Annotated in this window: 13 protein-coding genes; 5 read left to right on the plus strand and 8 right to left on the minus strand. The window is 70.8% G+C overall.

Annotation, left to right across the window (positions count from 1 at the left end; all coding sequences use genetic code 11):
- Window positions 1-12 precede the first annotated feature (12 nt).
- Entirely contained in the window at window positions 13-675 is a 663-nt protein-coding gene (locus VES41_RS08155) for a sigma-70 family RNA polymerase sigma factor (RefSeq protein WP_324815331.1), read from the plus strand.
- The gene (locus tag VES41_RS08160) at window positions 672-2,018 is read left to right on the plus strand and encodes a hypothetical protein (RefSeq protein ID WP_324815332.1); all 1,347 of its coding nucleotides are present in this window, start codon (window positions 672-674) and stop codon (window positions 2,016-2,018) included. Before VES41_RS08155 ends, VES41_RS08160 begins: the two co-directional genes overlap by 4 nt.
- A gap of 9 nt (window positions 2,019-2,027) precedes the next feature.
- Here VES41_RS08160 and VES41_RS08165 read toward each other — a convergent pair whose 3' ends face one another.
- From VES41_RS08165 to VES41_RS08180, 4 genes are read right to left on the minus strand one after another with little or no spacing between them, the layout of a single operon-like run.
- Entirely contained in the window at window positions 2,028-2,807 is a 780-nt protein-coding gene (locus VES41_RS08165; protein ID WP_324815335.1) for an enoyl-CoA hydratase, read from the minus strand.
- A gap of 23 nt (window positions 2,808-2,830) precedes the next feature.
- The gene (locus tag VES41_RS08170) at window positions 2,831-4,651 is read right to left on the minus strand and encodes a peptidase M61 (RefSeq protein WP_324815338.1); all 1,821 of its coding nucleotides are present in this window, start codon (window positions 4,649-4,651) and stop codon (window positions 2,831-2,833) included.
- The gene (locus VES41_RS08175; protein ID WP_324815341.1) at window positions 4,651-5,379 is read right to left on the minus strand and encodes a DsbC family protein; all 729 of its coding nucleotides are present in this window, start codon (window positions 5,377-5,379) and stop codon (window positions 4,651-4,653) included. The genes VES41_RS08170 and VES41_RS08175 overlap by 1 nt, the downstream gene beginning before the upstream one ends.
- Before the next feature lie 10 nt (window positions 5,380-5,389).
- On the minus strand, window positions 5,390-6,565 hold the full coding sequence (locus VES41_RS08180) for an FAD-dependent monooxygenase (protein ID WP_324815343.1): 1,176 nt from the start codon (window positions 6,563-6,565) through the stop codon (window positions 5,390-5,392).
- 76 nt (window positions 6,566-6,641) lie between these two features.
- On the opposite strand from VES41_RS08180, the gene VES41_RS08185 reads away from it, so the two are divergent.
- The 3 genes from VES41_RS08185 to VES41_RS08195 all read left to right on the plus strand — a co-directional run bounded on the left by VES41_RS08185 (window position 6,642) and on the right by VES41_RS08195 (window position 9,565).
- Window positions 6,642-7,523, plus strand: a complete 882-nt coding sequence (locus VES41_RS08185; RefSeq protein WP_324815346.1) for an MOSC domain-containing protein — start codon at window positions 6,642-6,644, stop codon at window positions 7,521-7,523.
- Window positions 7,524-7,596: 73 nt separating this feature from the next.
- A complete protein-coding gene (gene ychF, locus VES41_RS08190; protein WP_324815349.1) occupies window positions 7,597-8,691 on the plus strand; it encodes a redox-regulated ATPase YchF in 1,095 nt (364 codons plus the stop codon).
- 196 nt (window positions 8,692-8,887) lie between these two features.
- Complete coding sequence (locus VES41_RS08195; RefSeq protein ID WP_324815351.1) at window positions 8,888-9,565, plus strand: glutathione S-transferase; 678 nt, start codon at window positions 8,888-8,890, stop codon at window positions 9,563-9,565.
- On the opposite strand, the gene VES41_RS08200 is transcribed toward VES41_RS08195, so the two are convergent.
- From VES41_RS08200 to VES41_RS08215, 4 genes are read right to left on the minus strand one after another with little or no spacing between them, the layout of a single operon-like run.
- On the minus strand, window positions 9,566-10,321 hold the full coding sequence (locus tag VES41_RS08200; protein WP_324815354.1) for an enoyl-CoA hydratase/isomerase family protein: 756 nt from the start codon (window positions 10,319-10,321) through the stop codon (window positions 9,566-9,568).
- Between the two features lie 15 nt (window positions 10,322-10,336).
- On the minus strand, window positions 10,337-11,587 hold the full coding sequence (locus tag VES41_RS08205) for a CaiB/BaiF CoA transferase family protein (protein ID WP_414719076.1): 1,251 nt from the start codon (window positions 11,585-11,587) through the stop codon (window positions 10,337-10,339).
- Between the two features lie 2 nt (window positions 11,588-11,589).
- Window positions 11,590-12,561 (minus strand): tripartite tricarboxylate transporter substrate binding protein, encoded by a 972-nt coding sequence (locus tag VES41_RS08210; protein ID WP_324815360.1) that lies wholly within the window; start codon window positions 12,559-12,561, stop codon window positions 11,590-11,592.
- 55 nt (window positions 12,562-12,616) lie between these two features.
- Window positions 12,617-13,420 (minus strand): TetR/AcrR family transcriptional regulator, encoded by an 804-nt coding sequence (locus VES41_RS08215; RefSeq protein ID WP_324815362.1) that lies wholly within the window; start codon window positions 13,418-13,420, stop codon window positions 12,617-12,619.
- Window positions 13,421-13,494: the final 74 nt, after the last annotated feature.

Below are 13,494 nucleotides of genomic sequence, written 5' to 3' on the forward strand. Positions count from 1 at the left end.
GAGAATCCATCGATGCTCGAACCCGACGCCGCCATCGCTGCCCTGCATGAAGCCATGCCGGACGAGGCGTTGATGCGCGCCTTCGCGGACGGCGACAGCCGCGCCTTCGACGTCCTGTACGGCCGCAACGAGGGCGCGCTTTACCGGTTCGTGCGGCGGCTGCTGGGTGCGCGCTTCTCGGCCGAGGCGGACGAGGTGTTCCAGGAGACCTGGTTTCGCATCGTCGCCGCGCGCGAGAGCTTTGTGCCGCAGGGCGCGCGCTGGCGCACCTGGGCCTTCACCATTGCCCACAACCTGGCAATGGACCGGCTGCGCACGAGCGGGCGCGAGGTCGCCAATGCCGCAAGCCACGGGGACGACGACGCCGACGGCGCTGCGCACGGCCTTGGCCGAGTTCGACGTCCAGGCCGCGGCAACGATGCCGCCCATCCACCCGCGGAAGACGTCGCGTTCTGGCGCGCTGCCGGCCGGCGCCTGCTGCATTGCCTGGACGAACTGCCCGACGACCAGCGCGCGGCGTTCCTGCTGCACAACGACGAGGGCCTGCCGGTGGAGGCGATCGCGCAGGCGCAGCAGGTCAACTTCGAGACGGTGCGCAGCCGGCTGCGCTACGGCCTGAAGAAGCTGCGCGTCTGCATGGCGCGCTACCTCCAGGTCATGGAGCCGGGCGCATGACCGCGAAGGATCCGAACCTGAACGCCACGCCGCACGGCGATGGACCCGACCCGCAGCTGTATGACCCGCTGCTCAAGCAGGCCCTCGCCCAGGCGCCCGATCGTAACCTGCTGCCCGACTGGCGTGTGCGCCAGGCCGTGCTCGACCATGCGCACGAGGCCGTGTCGGACGCGGAGGCGCTGCTGGCCGCCAGCCGTACGCGCACCAACTGGCAAGCGCTCGGCACGTGGTGGCGTGGCGGCGGCGGCAAGCGCAGGGGCGCCGGTCGGATGCCGTGGAGCGCGGCGCTGGCCACGGTGGTCGTCGGCGTATTGGTGACGCTGCTTTGGAACCGCGAGCCGCTGCCGGACGCACGCCTCGACGCCGAGCCGCCAGCGCGCGGCGCCCCGCCGCAGGACAAGCGGCAGGCGCCGCGCACGGAGTTCACGCCGGCGGACTCGCGCGAGCCGCCCGGACCCGCCACTGCACCGCCCGCGGCCGCGCCGCAGCCGGCACCGGATGCCGACCGGTCGAGGACGGAGCGGGACGCGGCCGCCGAGCGCGAGCGTCCGATCCATCCGTCGCCGCAAGCACCGGCACCGGCACCGGCACCAGCGCCAGCACCAGCACCAGCACCAGCATCGCCATCGCCATCGCCATCGCCATCGCCATCGCCGCTGCGCCCCTCGGGCGAGCCGGGGCCGTCTATTCAGCCGATGCCGTCACCCGAGTCGACGTCCGACGCCCAGTCGCTCAGTCCCTCGCAGATGCAGCGGCTGGCGCAGGCGCAATCGCCGATGGCGGCGCCACCGCGCGCTGCGGCCTTGCCCGAGGCGGTGCCCGCGCCGATCGCCGCGCCGCCTTCGGCCGCGTCCCAGCCGGCCACGGCGGCGAGCGAAAACGCCGCTGCGGCGGCCACCGTAAAGGATTCGGCCGCCGCAGCCGCAGCCGCAGCCGCGGCGGCAGCAGGCCCGCCAGCGCCTGCCGGAAGCCCGCCCGCCGCGCCCGCACCCCCGCGCTACCCGTCGCAGTCGCGCTATACGGCCATTCGCATTGCCAACGTGTCCGGCCAGGTCCGGGTGGTGCCCCGCGCGGACGTCGGCGACCTGGGTGGGCTGATCGACACGGCGGCGGCACAGGCGCCGGGCAGCGATCCGCTGCGCGAACTGCCCCAGTGGCGCGTGGTGCTCGAAGGCAAGGGGGAGATGTTGGCCGTGCTGGAAGTCGGACGCAGCCAGCTGCGCTGGACCGAGGGGGCTGGCGCGCCTGTCACGAGCAGCCCGCCGCCGGCGGTGCTCGAAGCCCTGCACGTGGCCTTGCGCGAGGCGGTCAAGGCGCCGCCGCCGCGGCGGCCGCGCAAGTAGCGCCGCGCCTCAGGCGTTCTTGAAATCGGGTGCGCGCTTGTTCAGGAAGGCGTCCATGCCTTCCTTCTGGTCGGCGGTCGCGAACAGCGCGTGGAACAGGCGCCGCTCGAACGCAATGCCGTCCGACAGGCCGCTTTCGAAAGCGCGGTTGACCGATTCCTTGGCCGCCATGACCGAGATCTGCGAATAGCCGGCGATCATCAGCGCCGCGCCCAATGCCTCGTCGGCGAGCTTGTCCAGCGGCACCACACGGCTGACCAGGCCGGCGCGCTCGGCCTCCTGCGCATCCATCATGCGGCCGGTGAGCACCATGTCCATGGCCTTGCTCTTGCCCACCGCCAGCGGCAGGCGCTGCGTGCCGCCGGCGCCGGGAATCACGCCGATCTTGATCTCGGGCTGGCCGAACCTGGCGTTGTCGGCGGCGATGATGAAGTCGCACATCATCGCCAGCTCGCAGCCGCCGCCCAGCGCAAAGCCGCTCACGGCGGCGATCACCGGCTTGCGCACCTGGCGGATGGTTTCCCAGTTGCGGCTGATGAAGTTGCCCTTGTAGGCATCCAGGAAGGTGTACTTGGCCATGGCCGAGATGTCGGCGCCGGCAGCGAACGCCTTCTCGCTGCCGGTGATGATCATGCAGCCGATGGCCTCGTCGGCGTCGAAGGCCAGCAGCGCCTGGCCCAGCTCGGTCATGAGCTTGTCGTTGAGCGCGTTGAGCGCCTTCGGGCGGTTGAGCGTGACGATGCCGACCTTGCCGGCTTCGGTGCGTACTTCAATGGTTTCGTAGCTCATCTTCAGCGTCTCTCGGTTGGGTCTCAGGTCTTGGCGGGATGCGCGTCGCCGAGCCAGCGCGACAGCCGCTTGGCGTCGTGCACGGCCAGGCGCCAGGTGGTGGCGTTGGCCGGCAGTTGCAGCGGCAGGCGCAGAAGCCGGCGGTCGCGCGACACGAGCGCGGTGATTTTCCTCGTCTGCGCGCCGAGGTAGAGCGCGAGGTCATCCAGCTTCGTGATGCGCCAGGCCTGCGGTGGCTGCCCACGGCCGGCCGGCAGCTCGATGCCCAGCCATTCGTCGTTGGCGGCAAGGCCGGCCTTCTCGGCGGCGCCGCCGCGCAGGACCACCTTGACCTGCACGATGCCGTTGGCCTCTGCCACGCGCAGACCCAGCTGCTGGGCCCGCTGCGCCGGCTCGTCCAGCGCTGCCACGCCGTGCGCGATCAGTATCTTCTCGAGCGGCAGCTCGGCGGTGCCGTGCACCCACCTGGCCAACTCCGGCGCGAAGGAGCGGCCGGCCACCTCGCGCAGGGCCGCGGCGATCTCGTCCTCGCTCACCGGGCCGCCGTTGCCGCTTTGCGTCCACAGGTGGCGCATCACGTCGTCGAGCGAGCCCTTGCCTTCGGCCCTGAGCGTCAGGTCGAGGCACAGGGCCACCAGCGCGCCCTTGGTGTAGTAGCTGACCGTGAGGTTGGGCGTCTGCTCGTCCTGGCGGTAATACTTGACCCACGCGTCGAAGCTGGCCTGCGCCACCGACTGAACGTGGCGGCCGGGGGTCTGCTGCACCTGGTTGATGGTCTTGCCGATCAGGCGCAGGTAGGTGGCGTCGTCGATGCGGTTGGCGCGGCGCAGCAGCAGGTCGTCGTAGTAGCTGGTGAAGCCTTCGAAGAACCACAGCAGGCGCGTGTAGTTCTCCGCGCCGTAGTCGTAGCGCGCGAACTCGGCCGGTCGCAGGCGTTTGACGTTCCAGGTGTGGAAATACTCGTGGCTGATCAGGCCCAGCAGGGTGGTGTAGCCCTCGGGCGTGCGCGACTCGCCGATGCGCGGCAGGTCGCGCCGGGCGCAGATCAGCGCGGTGCTGTGGCGGTGCTCCAGCCCGCCATAGCCGTCGTCGACGGCGTTGAGCAGGAACAGGTAGCGGTCGTGCGGCGGCTTGGGCCCGCCGCGCCGGCCCACGCGCTCGCCGTGCCACATCCGCATCTGCGCTTCGCAGATGGCGCGGGCGTCGGCCAGCAGGCGCGCGCCGTCGAAAGTAGGCGCGGCGCCGGCCACGACGAAGCGATGCGGCACCCCGCAAGCCTCGAAGGTGCCGCTCCAGAAAGCGCCCATCTCGACCGGGCTGTCGGCCAATTCGTCGTAGCCGTCCGCGTTGTAGCTGCCGAAGCCCTGCCGATCCACCTTGACGGGCGTGAGCGCGGTGGCGCACGACCAGCGCGGCCCGCCGGCAGGCGCCGCAGGTGCCACGATCTCGAGCAGATGCGGCGCGTCGGTCTGGCCCTCCACGCGCAGACAAAGGCTGGTGGCGTTGAAGAAGCCGCGGGCGTCGTCGAGCCAGGCGGTGCGCACGGAGTTGTCGTGCGCGCAGACTTGCCAGCTCAGCTCCAGCGGCTGGCCCGGCGTGCAGCCGACCTGCCAGGTGGCTTTGTCCAGTTGCACCGGAACGAGCGCGCGGCGTCCCTGCCGGGCGCGCAGCTGCTGCAGGTCCTTGGCGAACTCGCGCACCAGGTAGCTGCCGGGGATCCACACCGGCAGCGACAGCCGCTGCAGCGCGGCGGGTTCGGCGACGCGCAGGGTGACTTCGAAAAGGTGGGCGTGCCTGTCGGCGCAGGCCACCCGGTAGGCGATCGGGGCGGAGCCGGCGGCCATCACTTCTTGATGGCGGCGAGCTTCTGTTCCACCTGGTCGGCCGGCACCGCCCCGGGCACGCGCGAACCGTCGGCAAAGATCAGCGTGGGCGTGCCGGAGATGTTGTACTTGCGTCCGAACGCGACGTTGCGCGCCAGCGCGGCGGTGTCGCAACCGGAGGCGGCGGCGCCAGGCTTGACCTGCGACAGCATCCAGTCGTTCCAGGTCTTGTCCTTGTCCTTGCTGCACCAGATGTCGCGCGACTTGGCCTGCGAGTCCGGCCCGAGCACCGGGTACAGGAACAGGTAGACGGTGAGGTTGTCGACCTTCTGCAGGTCTTGCTCGAACCGCTTGCAGTAGCCGCAGTTCGGGTCGGCGAACACCGCCAGCTTGCGCTCGCCGTTGCCGCGCACCATCTTGAACGCGTCCTGCAGCGGCAGCTTGTCGAAGGCCACTTCGTTGAGCTTGTCCATGCGCTCCTGTGTCAGGTTGCGCCTGGCCTTGGTGTCGATCAGCTCGCCTTGCAGCAGGTAGTTGCCGTCGCCGTCGGTGTAGTACAGGTCGGAGCCGTTGATGCGCACCTCGTACAGGCTGTCGATGGGCGTCTTGCGCACTTCGTCGATCTTCTGGAACTGCGGAAAGCGTGCCCCCAGGTTCTTGCGGATCTCGGCTTCGCCGGCGTTGGCGGCAATGGCGGCGAAGGTGGCGACGCAGGCCAGCGCGGCGGCCAGCAATCGGGGAGTTCTCATGACTTGTCTCTCAGGGGGCGGGAAAGCGTTGCTGATCGGAATCGGAGGCGCCCGGCGACAGGCCCATGGCCTGGCGGGCCACCCAGGCCTTGAGGAGGCGGGTGCGGTTGAAGCTGCGCATGCCCCAGTTGCGCAGGCGCGGCAGGGGGTCGGCGTCATGCGCGAAGAGTTGCTGCAGCCCGTCGGTGGCCAGGCTCATGGCGAGCACGTCGCCGCGGCGGGCGCGTTCGTAGCGGCGCAGCAGGCGCTGGTCGGCGACGCTGCGCCAATGCTCGCGCCGGCCCAGGATGTCGGCCAGCGCCCGGGCATCGGCCAGTCCGAGGTTCAGGCCCTGGCCGGCGAGGGGATGCACGGTGTGGGCGGCGTCGCCGGCGAGCACCCAGCTGTCTTGCGGCTCGCCGGGCATCTGGCCGGTCCAGTTGTCGGCGACGGCGCGCTGCAGCGGCCAGGCGGCGCGTTCGCCCACTGGGGTGAGCTGGCCCAGCGCGTCGCCGCAGGCCTCGCGCACGGCCGCGGCGAAGGCCGGGCCGTCGAGGGCCAGCAGTTGCGGCGCGCGCATCTGCTCGACCGACCAGACCAGCGCGACGCCGCGCCCGCCGATGCCGCCCAGCGGCAGCAGCGCCAGCACCTCGCCGCGGTCGTTGAACCACTGCCGCGCCACTTCCTCGTGCGGCCGCTCGGCCTCGAAGCGCGCGGCAATGGCCTGCTGCGCGTAGCGGGTGACCTGGTAGCGCACGCCCAGCGCCTCGCGGGTGGCGCTGGCACGGCCCTCGCACACGACGGTCAGGGGCGCCGGCACCGGGGCTGCCACCACGTCGACCAACGGCTGGAAGCGCACGGCGTCGGCCAGGCGCTGCTCGAGCGCGGGCACGTCGGCGATCCAGGCCAGCGCGGGCACTTTCTGCTGCGGCGCGCTGAAGCGCACGCAGCCGTCGTCGTCGCCGTGAACCTGCATCTCGCGCACGGGGGTGACGTGGGCGCTGTCCGGCCAGGCGCGCAGCGATTCGAGCAGCTGGCGCGAGGCACTGTTGAGGGCGTAGGCGCGAATGTCCTCGCGCGCGCGGGCCTGCGGATCGGGCGGCGGTGCGACCAGGGCGACACGCAACCTGGCGCCGGCCAGTTGCAGCGCGAGTGCGTGGCCGACGATGCCGGCGCCACGAATGCAGACCTCGGGGGGAAGAGCCATCGGCCCATTGTAGGGAGTCGGCCACAGGCGCCGGGCGCGATCATGGACAATCTCCAGCCTTTGCTCGAGGACTCCCGTGAACGCTGCCGAATTCGATCTCCAGGCCACGATTGCGCGGCTTTTCGTCTATCCCATCAAGTCGTGTGCCGGCGTCGAGGTGCGAGAGAGCCTGCTGATCGAGTCCGGTCTCGAATTCGACCGCGCCTGGATGGTGGTGGACGAGGCCGGCGAGTTCGTCACGCAGCGGGATCTGCCGCGCATGGCGCTGATCCGCCCGACCATGAAGTACAGCGAGATGGTGCTGCGCGCCCCCGGCATGCTGGCGCTGCACATCGCATTCGACCGCGTCGAGGCGCCGATGCGCGTGCGCGTGTGGAAGGACGAGGTGGCCGCCTACGACATGGGCGACGTCGCGGCCCAGTGGTTCAGCGACTTCCTGTCGGAGCCGGGCAAGCCGCAGCGCCTGCGGCTGGTGCGCTTCGACCCGGAGCACAAGCGGCTGGCCAGCCGCAAGTGGACCGGCGACGCCGAGGCGCCGGTCGAGTTCGCCGACGGCTACCCGTTGCTGGTGCTCAGCCAGGCGTCGCTGGACGGCCTGAACCAGCGGCTCGCGGCGGCCGGCCACGCGGCGGTGGGCATCGAGCGCTTCCGGCCCAACATCGTGCTGGCGGGCATCGAGGCGCATGACGAGGACCGGGTGGACGAGCTGCGCTTGCAGGACGCGGACGGTGAGGTGCGCCTGCGCCCGGTCAAGCCATGCACGCGCTGTCCCATTCCCGACATCGATCCGGCCACCGCCACGCGCAGTCCCGAAGTCGGCGACATGCTGCGCACCTACCGCGCCGACGCCCGGGTCGACGGCGCCATCACCTTCGGCATGAACGCGATCGTGCTCGATGGCGTCGAGCGCAGCCTGGCCGTCGGCCAGGCGGTGGGGGCGAACCTGCGCTTCGAATAGGCGCAGTCGGCGCCGGGCGGGGCAGGGCGCCTAAAATCGCGGGCTTCCCCTAGAAACACCTGAAAGAACCGCCATGAGCCTGCAGTGCGGCATCGTCGGCCTGCCCAACGTCGGCAAGTCCACCCTCTTCAACGCCCTGACCAAGGCCGGCATCGCGGCGGAGAACTACCCCTTCTGCACCATCGAGCCCAACGTGGGCGTGGTCGAGGTGCCCGACCCGCGGCTGGCGCAGCTGGCCGAAATCGTCAAGCCCGAGCGGATCGTGCCGGCCATCGTCGAATTCGTCGACATCGCCGGCCTGGTCGCCGGCGCCAGCCAGGGCGAGGGCCTGGGCAACCAGTTCCTGGCGCACATCCGCGAGACGGATGCCATCGTCAACGTGGTGCGCTGCTTCGAGGACCCGAACGTGATCCACGTGGCCGGCAAGGTCGACCCCATCGCCGACATCGAGGTGATCCAGACCGAGCTGTGCCTGGCCGACCTGGGCACGGTCGAGAAGGCCGTGACCCGCTACACCAAGGCGGCCAAGAGCGGCAACGACAAGGAAGCGGCCGCCATGATCAAGCTGCTGGCGCCGGTGCAGGCGGCGCTGGACGAGGCGCGGCCGGTGCGCTCGCTGGGGCTGTCGAAGGACGATCTGGCGCTGCTCAAGCCGCTGGGCCTGATCACCGCCAAGCCGGCGATGTTCGTGGGCAACGTGAGCGAAGACGGCTTCGAGAACAACCCGCTGCTGGACCGCCTGGTCGAGTTCGCCGGCAAGCAGGGCGCGCCGGTGGTCGCCATCTGCGCCAAGATCGAGGCCGAGATGGCCGACATGGACGACGAGGACAAGAAAATGTTCCTCGCGGAGATCGGCCAGGACGAGCCGGGCCTGAACCGCCTGGTGCGCGCCGCCTTCAAGCTGCTGGGCCTGCAGACCTACTTCACCGCCGGCGTCAAGGAAGTGCGTGCCTGGACCATCCGCATCGGCGACACCGGGCCGCAGGCCGCCGGGGTCATCCACGGCGACTTCGAGCGCGGCTTCATCCGCGCCCAGACCATCGCCTTCGACGACTACATCGCCTGCAATGGCGAGCAGGGCGCCAAGGACGCGGGCAAGATGCGCTCCGAAGGCAAGGAATACGTCGTCAAGGACGGCGACGTCATGAACTTCCTGTTCAACGTCTGAGTCCGCAGGCGGCAGCGCTTGGCCGACGGGCGCGGCCGGGCATCGGTGGCGGCGCCATTGGCGGCCGCACCATGCGCCTGGCGCCGGCTGCGCGCATTTCGTCGCATGGCCGGACGGCGATGCGCCGCTTCGCCTACAAAGCGGTCTGTGCCACGGACGTCCTTCGGCGTCCGGCCAACCGGAAAGCACCGCCCGAATGATCACCGTCCACCACCTGAACAACTCGCGCTCGCAGCGCGTGCTCTGGCTGCTCGAGGAACTCGAGGTGCCGTACGACCTGGTGCGCTACCAGCGCGATCCCCGCACCATGCTCGCGCCGCCGGAGCTCAAGGCGGTTCACCCGCTGGGCAAGGCCCCGGTGGTGGTGCTCGACGACGGCCGGGTGCTGGCCGAATCGGGCGCGATCCTCGAGACGCTGGTCGAGGGCTTCGACCAGGCTGGCCGGCTGGCGCCGGCGCCGGGAACGCCCGCGGCCACGCGCTACCGCTACTGGATGCACTATGCCGAGGGCTCGGCCATGCCGCCGCTGCTGCTCAAGCTGGTGTTCGACCGGGTGGAAAAAGGCCCCATGCCGTTCTTCGTGCGGCCCATCGCGCGCGGCATTGCCGGCAAGGCCCGCAGCAGCTTCATCGGCCCGCAGTTGCGCACGCACCTGGACTTCATGGAAGGCGAACTGGCGAAAGGCCCCTGGTTCGCCGGCGACGAGTTCAGCGCCGCCGACATCCAGATGAGCTTTCCGGTGGAGGCGGCGCGGGCCCGCGGTGGACTGGACGAAACCCGGCCACGCCTGATGGACTGGCTGGCGCGCATTCACGCCCGGCCGGCCTATGCCAAGGCACAGGCGCGTGGCGGGCCATCCACGCCGGCGAGCTGATCAGCCGCGATTGCCGGCGGACGCCGCTGCGGGCGGGATCGCGGCCGCCGGCGCGGCCAGCGGGTCGTGCCGGGCGCAGGCGGCCAGCCATTGCGCGGGCGGCATCTGCATCGTTGCCGCGCGCATGGCCGACTTGATGCCGGCCACGCCCTTGGCCGGATAGCCACCGATGGTGCGGGCGATGGCCTGCGCACGGGCGACGACGTCGTCGTCGGGCACCACCTCGGTCGCCAGGCCGAGGCGCAGCAGTTCGGATGCGGGCACCCGCTCGCCCATCAGGCACAGGCGGGCGGCGACCGCCTCGCAGTGCCGCAGCGCGAGCCAGGCGGCGTTGCGCGGCGCCGCCATGCCGATGGCGATCTCGCCGACCTGCAGGAAGGCCGATTGGCCGCACACCATCACGTCGCCGGCCAGTGCGAGCGCGGCGCCTCCGTTGATCGCGAAGCGCTCCAGCGCCACCACCCAGGCCTTGCGGCTGCCCAGCAGGCGGGTGTGCACGGAATCCCACAGAGACGGAAAGCGCGCCACCCACTCGGGTGCGGGCTGCTCGCCGAAGGCCTTCAGGTCGAGGCCGGAGCAGAACGCGGCGTTCGCCCCGCGCAGGACGACCGCGCGCACGTCGTCATTGCGCTCGAGTGCTTCCAGCGCCTCGTCCATGGCCTGGGCCAACGTGCCTTCAATGGCGTTGCGGCGTTCCGGGCGGTTCAGGACCAGTTCGGCCCAGCCTTCGTGCAGATGGGTGAGTACGGCAGACATTGGCAATTGTTCCTTTCAGGCGCGGGCCTGATTCTGCGGCGGCGTACCGACGACGCCGTCGGCGCGCAGCCTGTTGATCTCGTCGTCGGCGTAACCGGCTTCGCGCAGCACATCTTCGGTGTGCGCGCCCAACGGCGGCACGGCCGGCGCGCGGGGCGCACCCGCGGCGTCCGAGAAGCGGAACGGCAAGCCCGGCAACGTCACCTCGCCGCCCATGCCGTCGCCCACGGGCTGGAACAGCCCCAGCGCCTGCACGTCGGCGCTGGCCATGACCTGCGCATAGTCGCGCACCACGCCCACCACCACCTGGTGGCGCTCCAGGAGTGCCTGCGCTTGCGCGCCGGTGTAGCCACCCAGCGCCTCCTGCAGCGCGCCGATCAACTCGGTACGGTGCTTGACGCGGGCGTTGTTGTCGACGAAGCGCGGATCGGTTGCGAGCTGGGGCCGGTCGATCGCCTGGCACAGCCGCCGCCAATGGTCCTGCAGATAGGCCGACAGCACGATGTGGCCGTCGAGCACGCCGATGACGTCCGCTGCGGGCGCCACCAGCTGCTGGGCGTTGCCGGTGCGCGGCGGCTGCCGGCCGGTGAGCTGGTATTCGGCCAGCAGTTGCGACTGCATGACGATGGCCGAGGCCAGCAGCGAGGTCTGGATGGTCTCGCCCCGGCCGGTGCGGGCGCGCCGCACCAGAGCCGCCAGGATCGCGTTGGCGGTGCACACCGCGGTGCTCGCGTCCGCCACCGGGAAGCCGGCCTTGAGCGGGCCGCCGCCGCGCTCGCCGGTGACGGACATCATGCCGCTCTCGGCCTGCGCCGCGATATCCAGGCCCGGCCGCGTGCGCGACGGCCCGTCGGTGCCGAAGCCCGATATCGAGACGTGAATCAGCTCGGGCTTTTCCGCGCGCAGGCTCGCCGCGTCGAGGCCGATCGCCTCCATGACGCCGGCGCGCACGTTCTGCAGGACCACGTCGGCCGACAGCGCGAGGCGGCGCGCCACGGCCAGCCCTTCGGGCCGGCGCAGGTCCAGCACCAGCGAGCGCTTGCCGCGGTTGTAGGCCAGGAACAGGCCGCTGCGCCATCCGGTGGCCTCGCTTACGCCGAAGTGGCGGCCGTTGTCGCCATGGGCGCTTTCGATCTTCACCACGTCGGCGCCCAGGTCGGCCAGCGTCTGCGTGGCACCGGGCCCGGCGATGAACTGCCCGAACTCGACCACTTTCACGCCGGCCAGCGGCCGGTCGTCCTGCGCAGTTGCCGGCGTGCCGTTCATGCTCATTGCGACGCCTTCACGCCGGCGGTGTGGGCCACCTCGGTCCAGCGCTTCATCTCGCCGGCCAGCAGCGTGCCGAATTCGTCGGCGCTGCCGCCGGCCGGGCTCAGGCCCAGGCCTCCGACCGCGTCGATCACTTCCTTGCTCTTGAGCACGCGGTTGGCAGCGGCATTGATCTTGTCCAGCACGGGCTTGGGCGTGCGGGCCGGCGCCATCAGGCCGAGGAAGCTGGCGGCGTCCAGGTCCTTCACGCCGGACTCGCGCGCCGTCGGCAGGTTCGGCAGGCCGGGCGCGCGCGTTGCGCCCGGCGTGACGATGCCGGTGAGCTTGCCTTCGCGGATCATGGTGGTGGTGATGCCGGCCACGTCGAACATGAGCGGCACCTCGCCCGCCATGACCGCTTGCGCCGCGCCGGCGGAACCCTTGTAGGGCACGTGCGCCAGGCGCAGCTTGTAGTGCTGGGCCAGCAGTTCGCCCCACAGTTGGGTGAGCGAGCCGGCGCCCGGGCTGGAATAGAGCACCGGGTTGCTCTGGTTGCGGATCCATTCGATCAGCCCGGGCAGGTCCTTGGCCGGCACCTTCGGGTTGGCGGCCACCAGGATGGGCATCCAGGTCAGGTTGACCACGGGCGTCAGGTCGCGCAGGGGCTCGTACGGGCTCTGGATGCCGGTGGCGCTGTTGGTGACCAGTTGCGCTGCAACGAGCACAAGGGTATAGCCGTCGGCAGGCTGGTTCACCACGTAGCCGGTGCCGATGGTGGCGGAGGCGCCCGGCTTGTTCTCGACGATAACCGGCTGGCCGAGTTCGGCCGACAAGCCCTTGCCGACGACGCGCGCCACCGAGTCCGTCGGACCGCCCGGCGTGTAGGGCACCACGATCTTGATCGGGCGGCTCGGAAATTCGCCCTGCGCCATCGCCATCGGCACGAGGGCCAGCGATGCCAGGACGGTGGCGAGCAGCTTCAAAGTCTTCATGTCTTGTCTCCTTGGTTTACTGGGTCGGTGTCGCCGGGTTTCGTGGCCGGCGGATTCAGCGCCGACTGCGTCGCGCCGCCGCGGCCGGCCGCCTGGCCGTTTCGACACCGGGCGGCGCTTGCGCGGCCTCGGCCGGCGGCATGTCATGGGCGGCCAGGCGCGTGCGCACCTGCGGCGAAATCGGGGCGGCCAGCGCGCCGCTGACCATGTCGATGAGGTTCTCGATGGCCCGATGCAGGTCGAACCCTCGCTGTGCCTTGCTGCGGCGCGGGCCCATGCGCTCGAAGTCGGCCAGGCTGAACATGACGAAGCTGACGCCGGCCAGGTAGCGCTGGCGCAGCAGCAGCTCGGGCATGTCGGGCAAGGCGCGCTGCAGCAACTCGTAGATGCGGCGAAAGCCGCGGTCTTCCTCTTCGCGCGTCGAGGCGGCCAGGTCGGTGTCGGGGTGGACCTGTGCGGCGGCCAGGAACCGGTTGTAGGTGTTGCCGCTGCCGGTGAGCATCTTCGACGCCAGCGGCCAGACGATGGCTTCGACCAGGGCCCGCAGATCGCCATGGCGCCCGCCGCTGAAGAGCTGGTCGATGTAGTCGTTGCGCAGCTCGTTGACCTCGCGCATGCCGCTTTGCAGGATGGCCTGGATCAGCGCCTCCTTGGAGCCGAAGTGATAGTGCAGCGCGGAGTTGTTGCGCTGGCCGGCCTCGCGGGCGATCTCGCGCATGGACACCCCATCGATGCCTTTCTCGGCGAACAGGCGCTGCGCCGTTGCGAGCAGCACGTCGGCGCTGTCGGGCGCTGCCGGCTGGGCGGGTGCGGCGCTCTGGCGCCGAAGCTTGCCTGGAACACCAGGGTTGCTGGACATGTCGCGTGTCTCCTAGCGTGCGTGGCCTTGCGTGACGGCCTTGCCGCGCAGCTGCGCGGCGTCCGTCGTCGCCA

Origin of the sequence: Variovorax sp., assembly GCF_035634955.1 — a bacterium.
In the GTDB taxonomy this organism is placed as follows: Bacteria; Pseudomonadota; Gammaproteobacteria; order Burkholderiales; family Burkholderiaceae_C; genus Variovorax.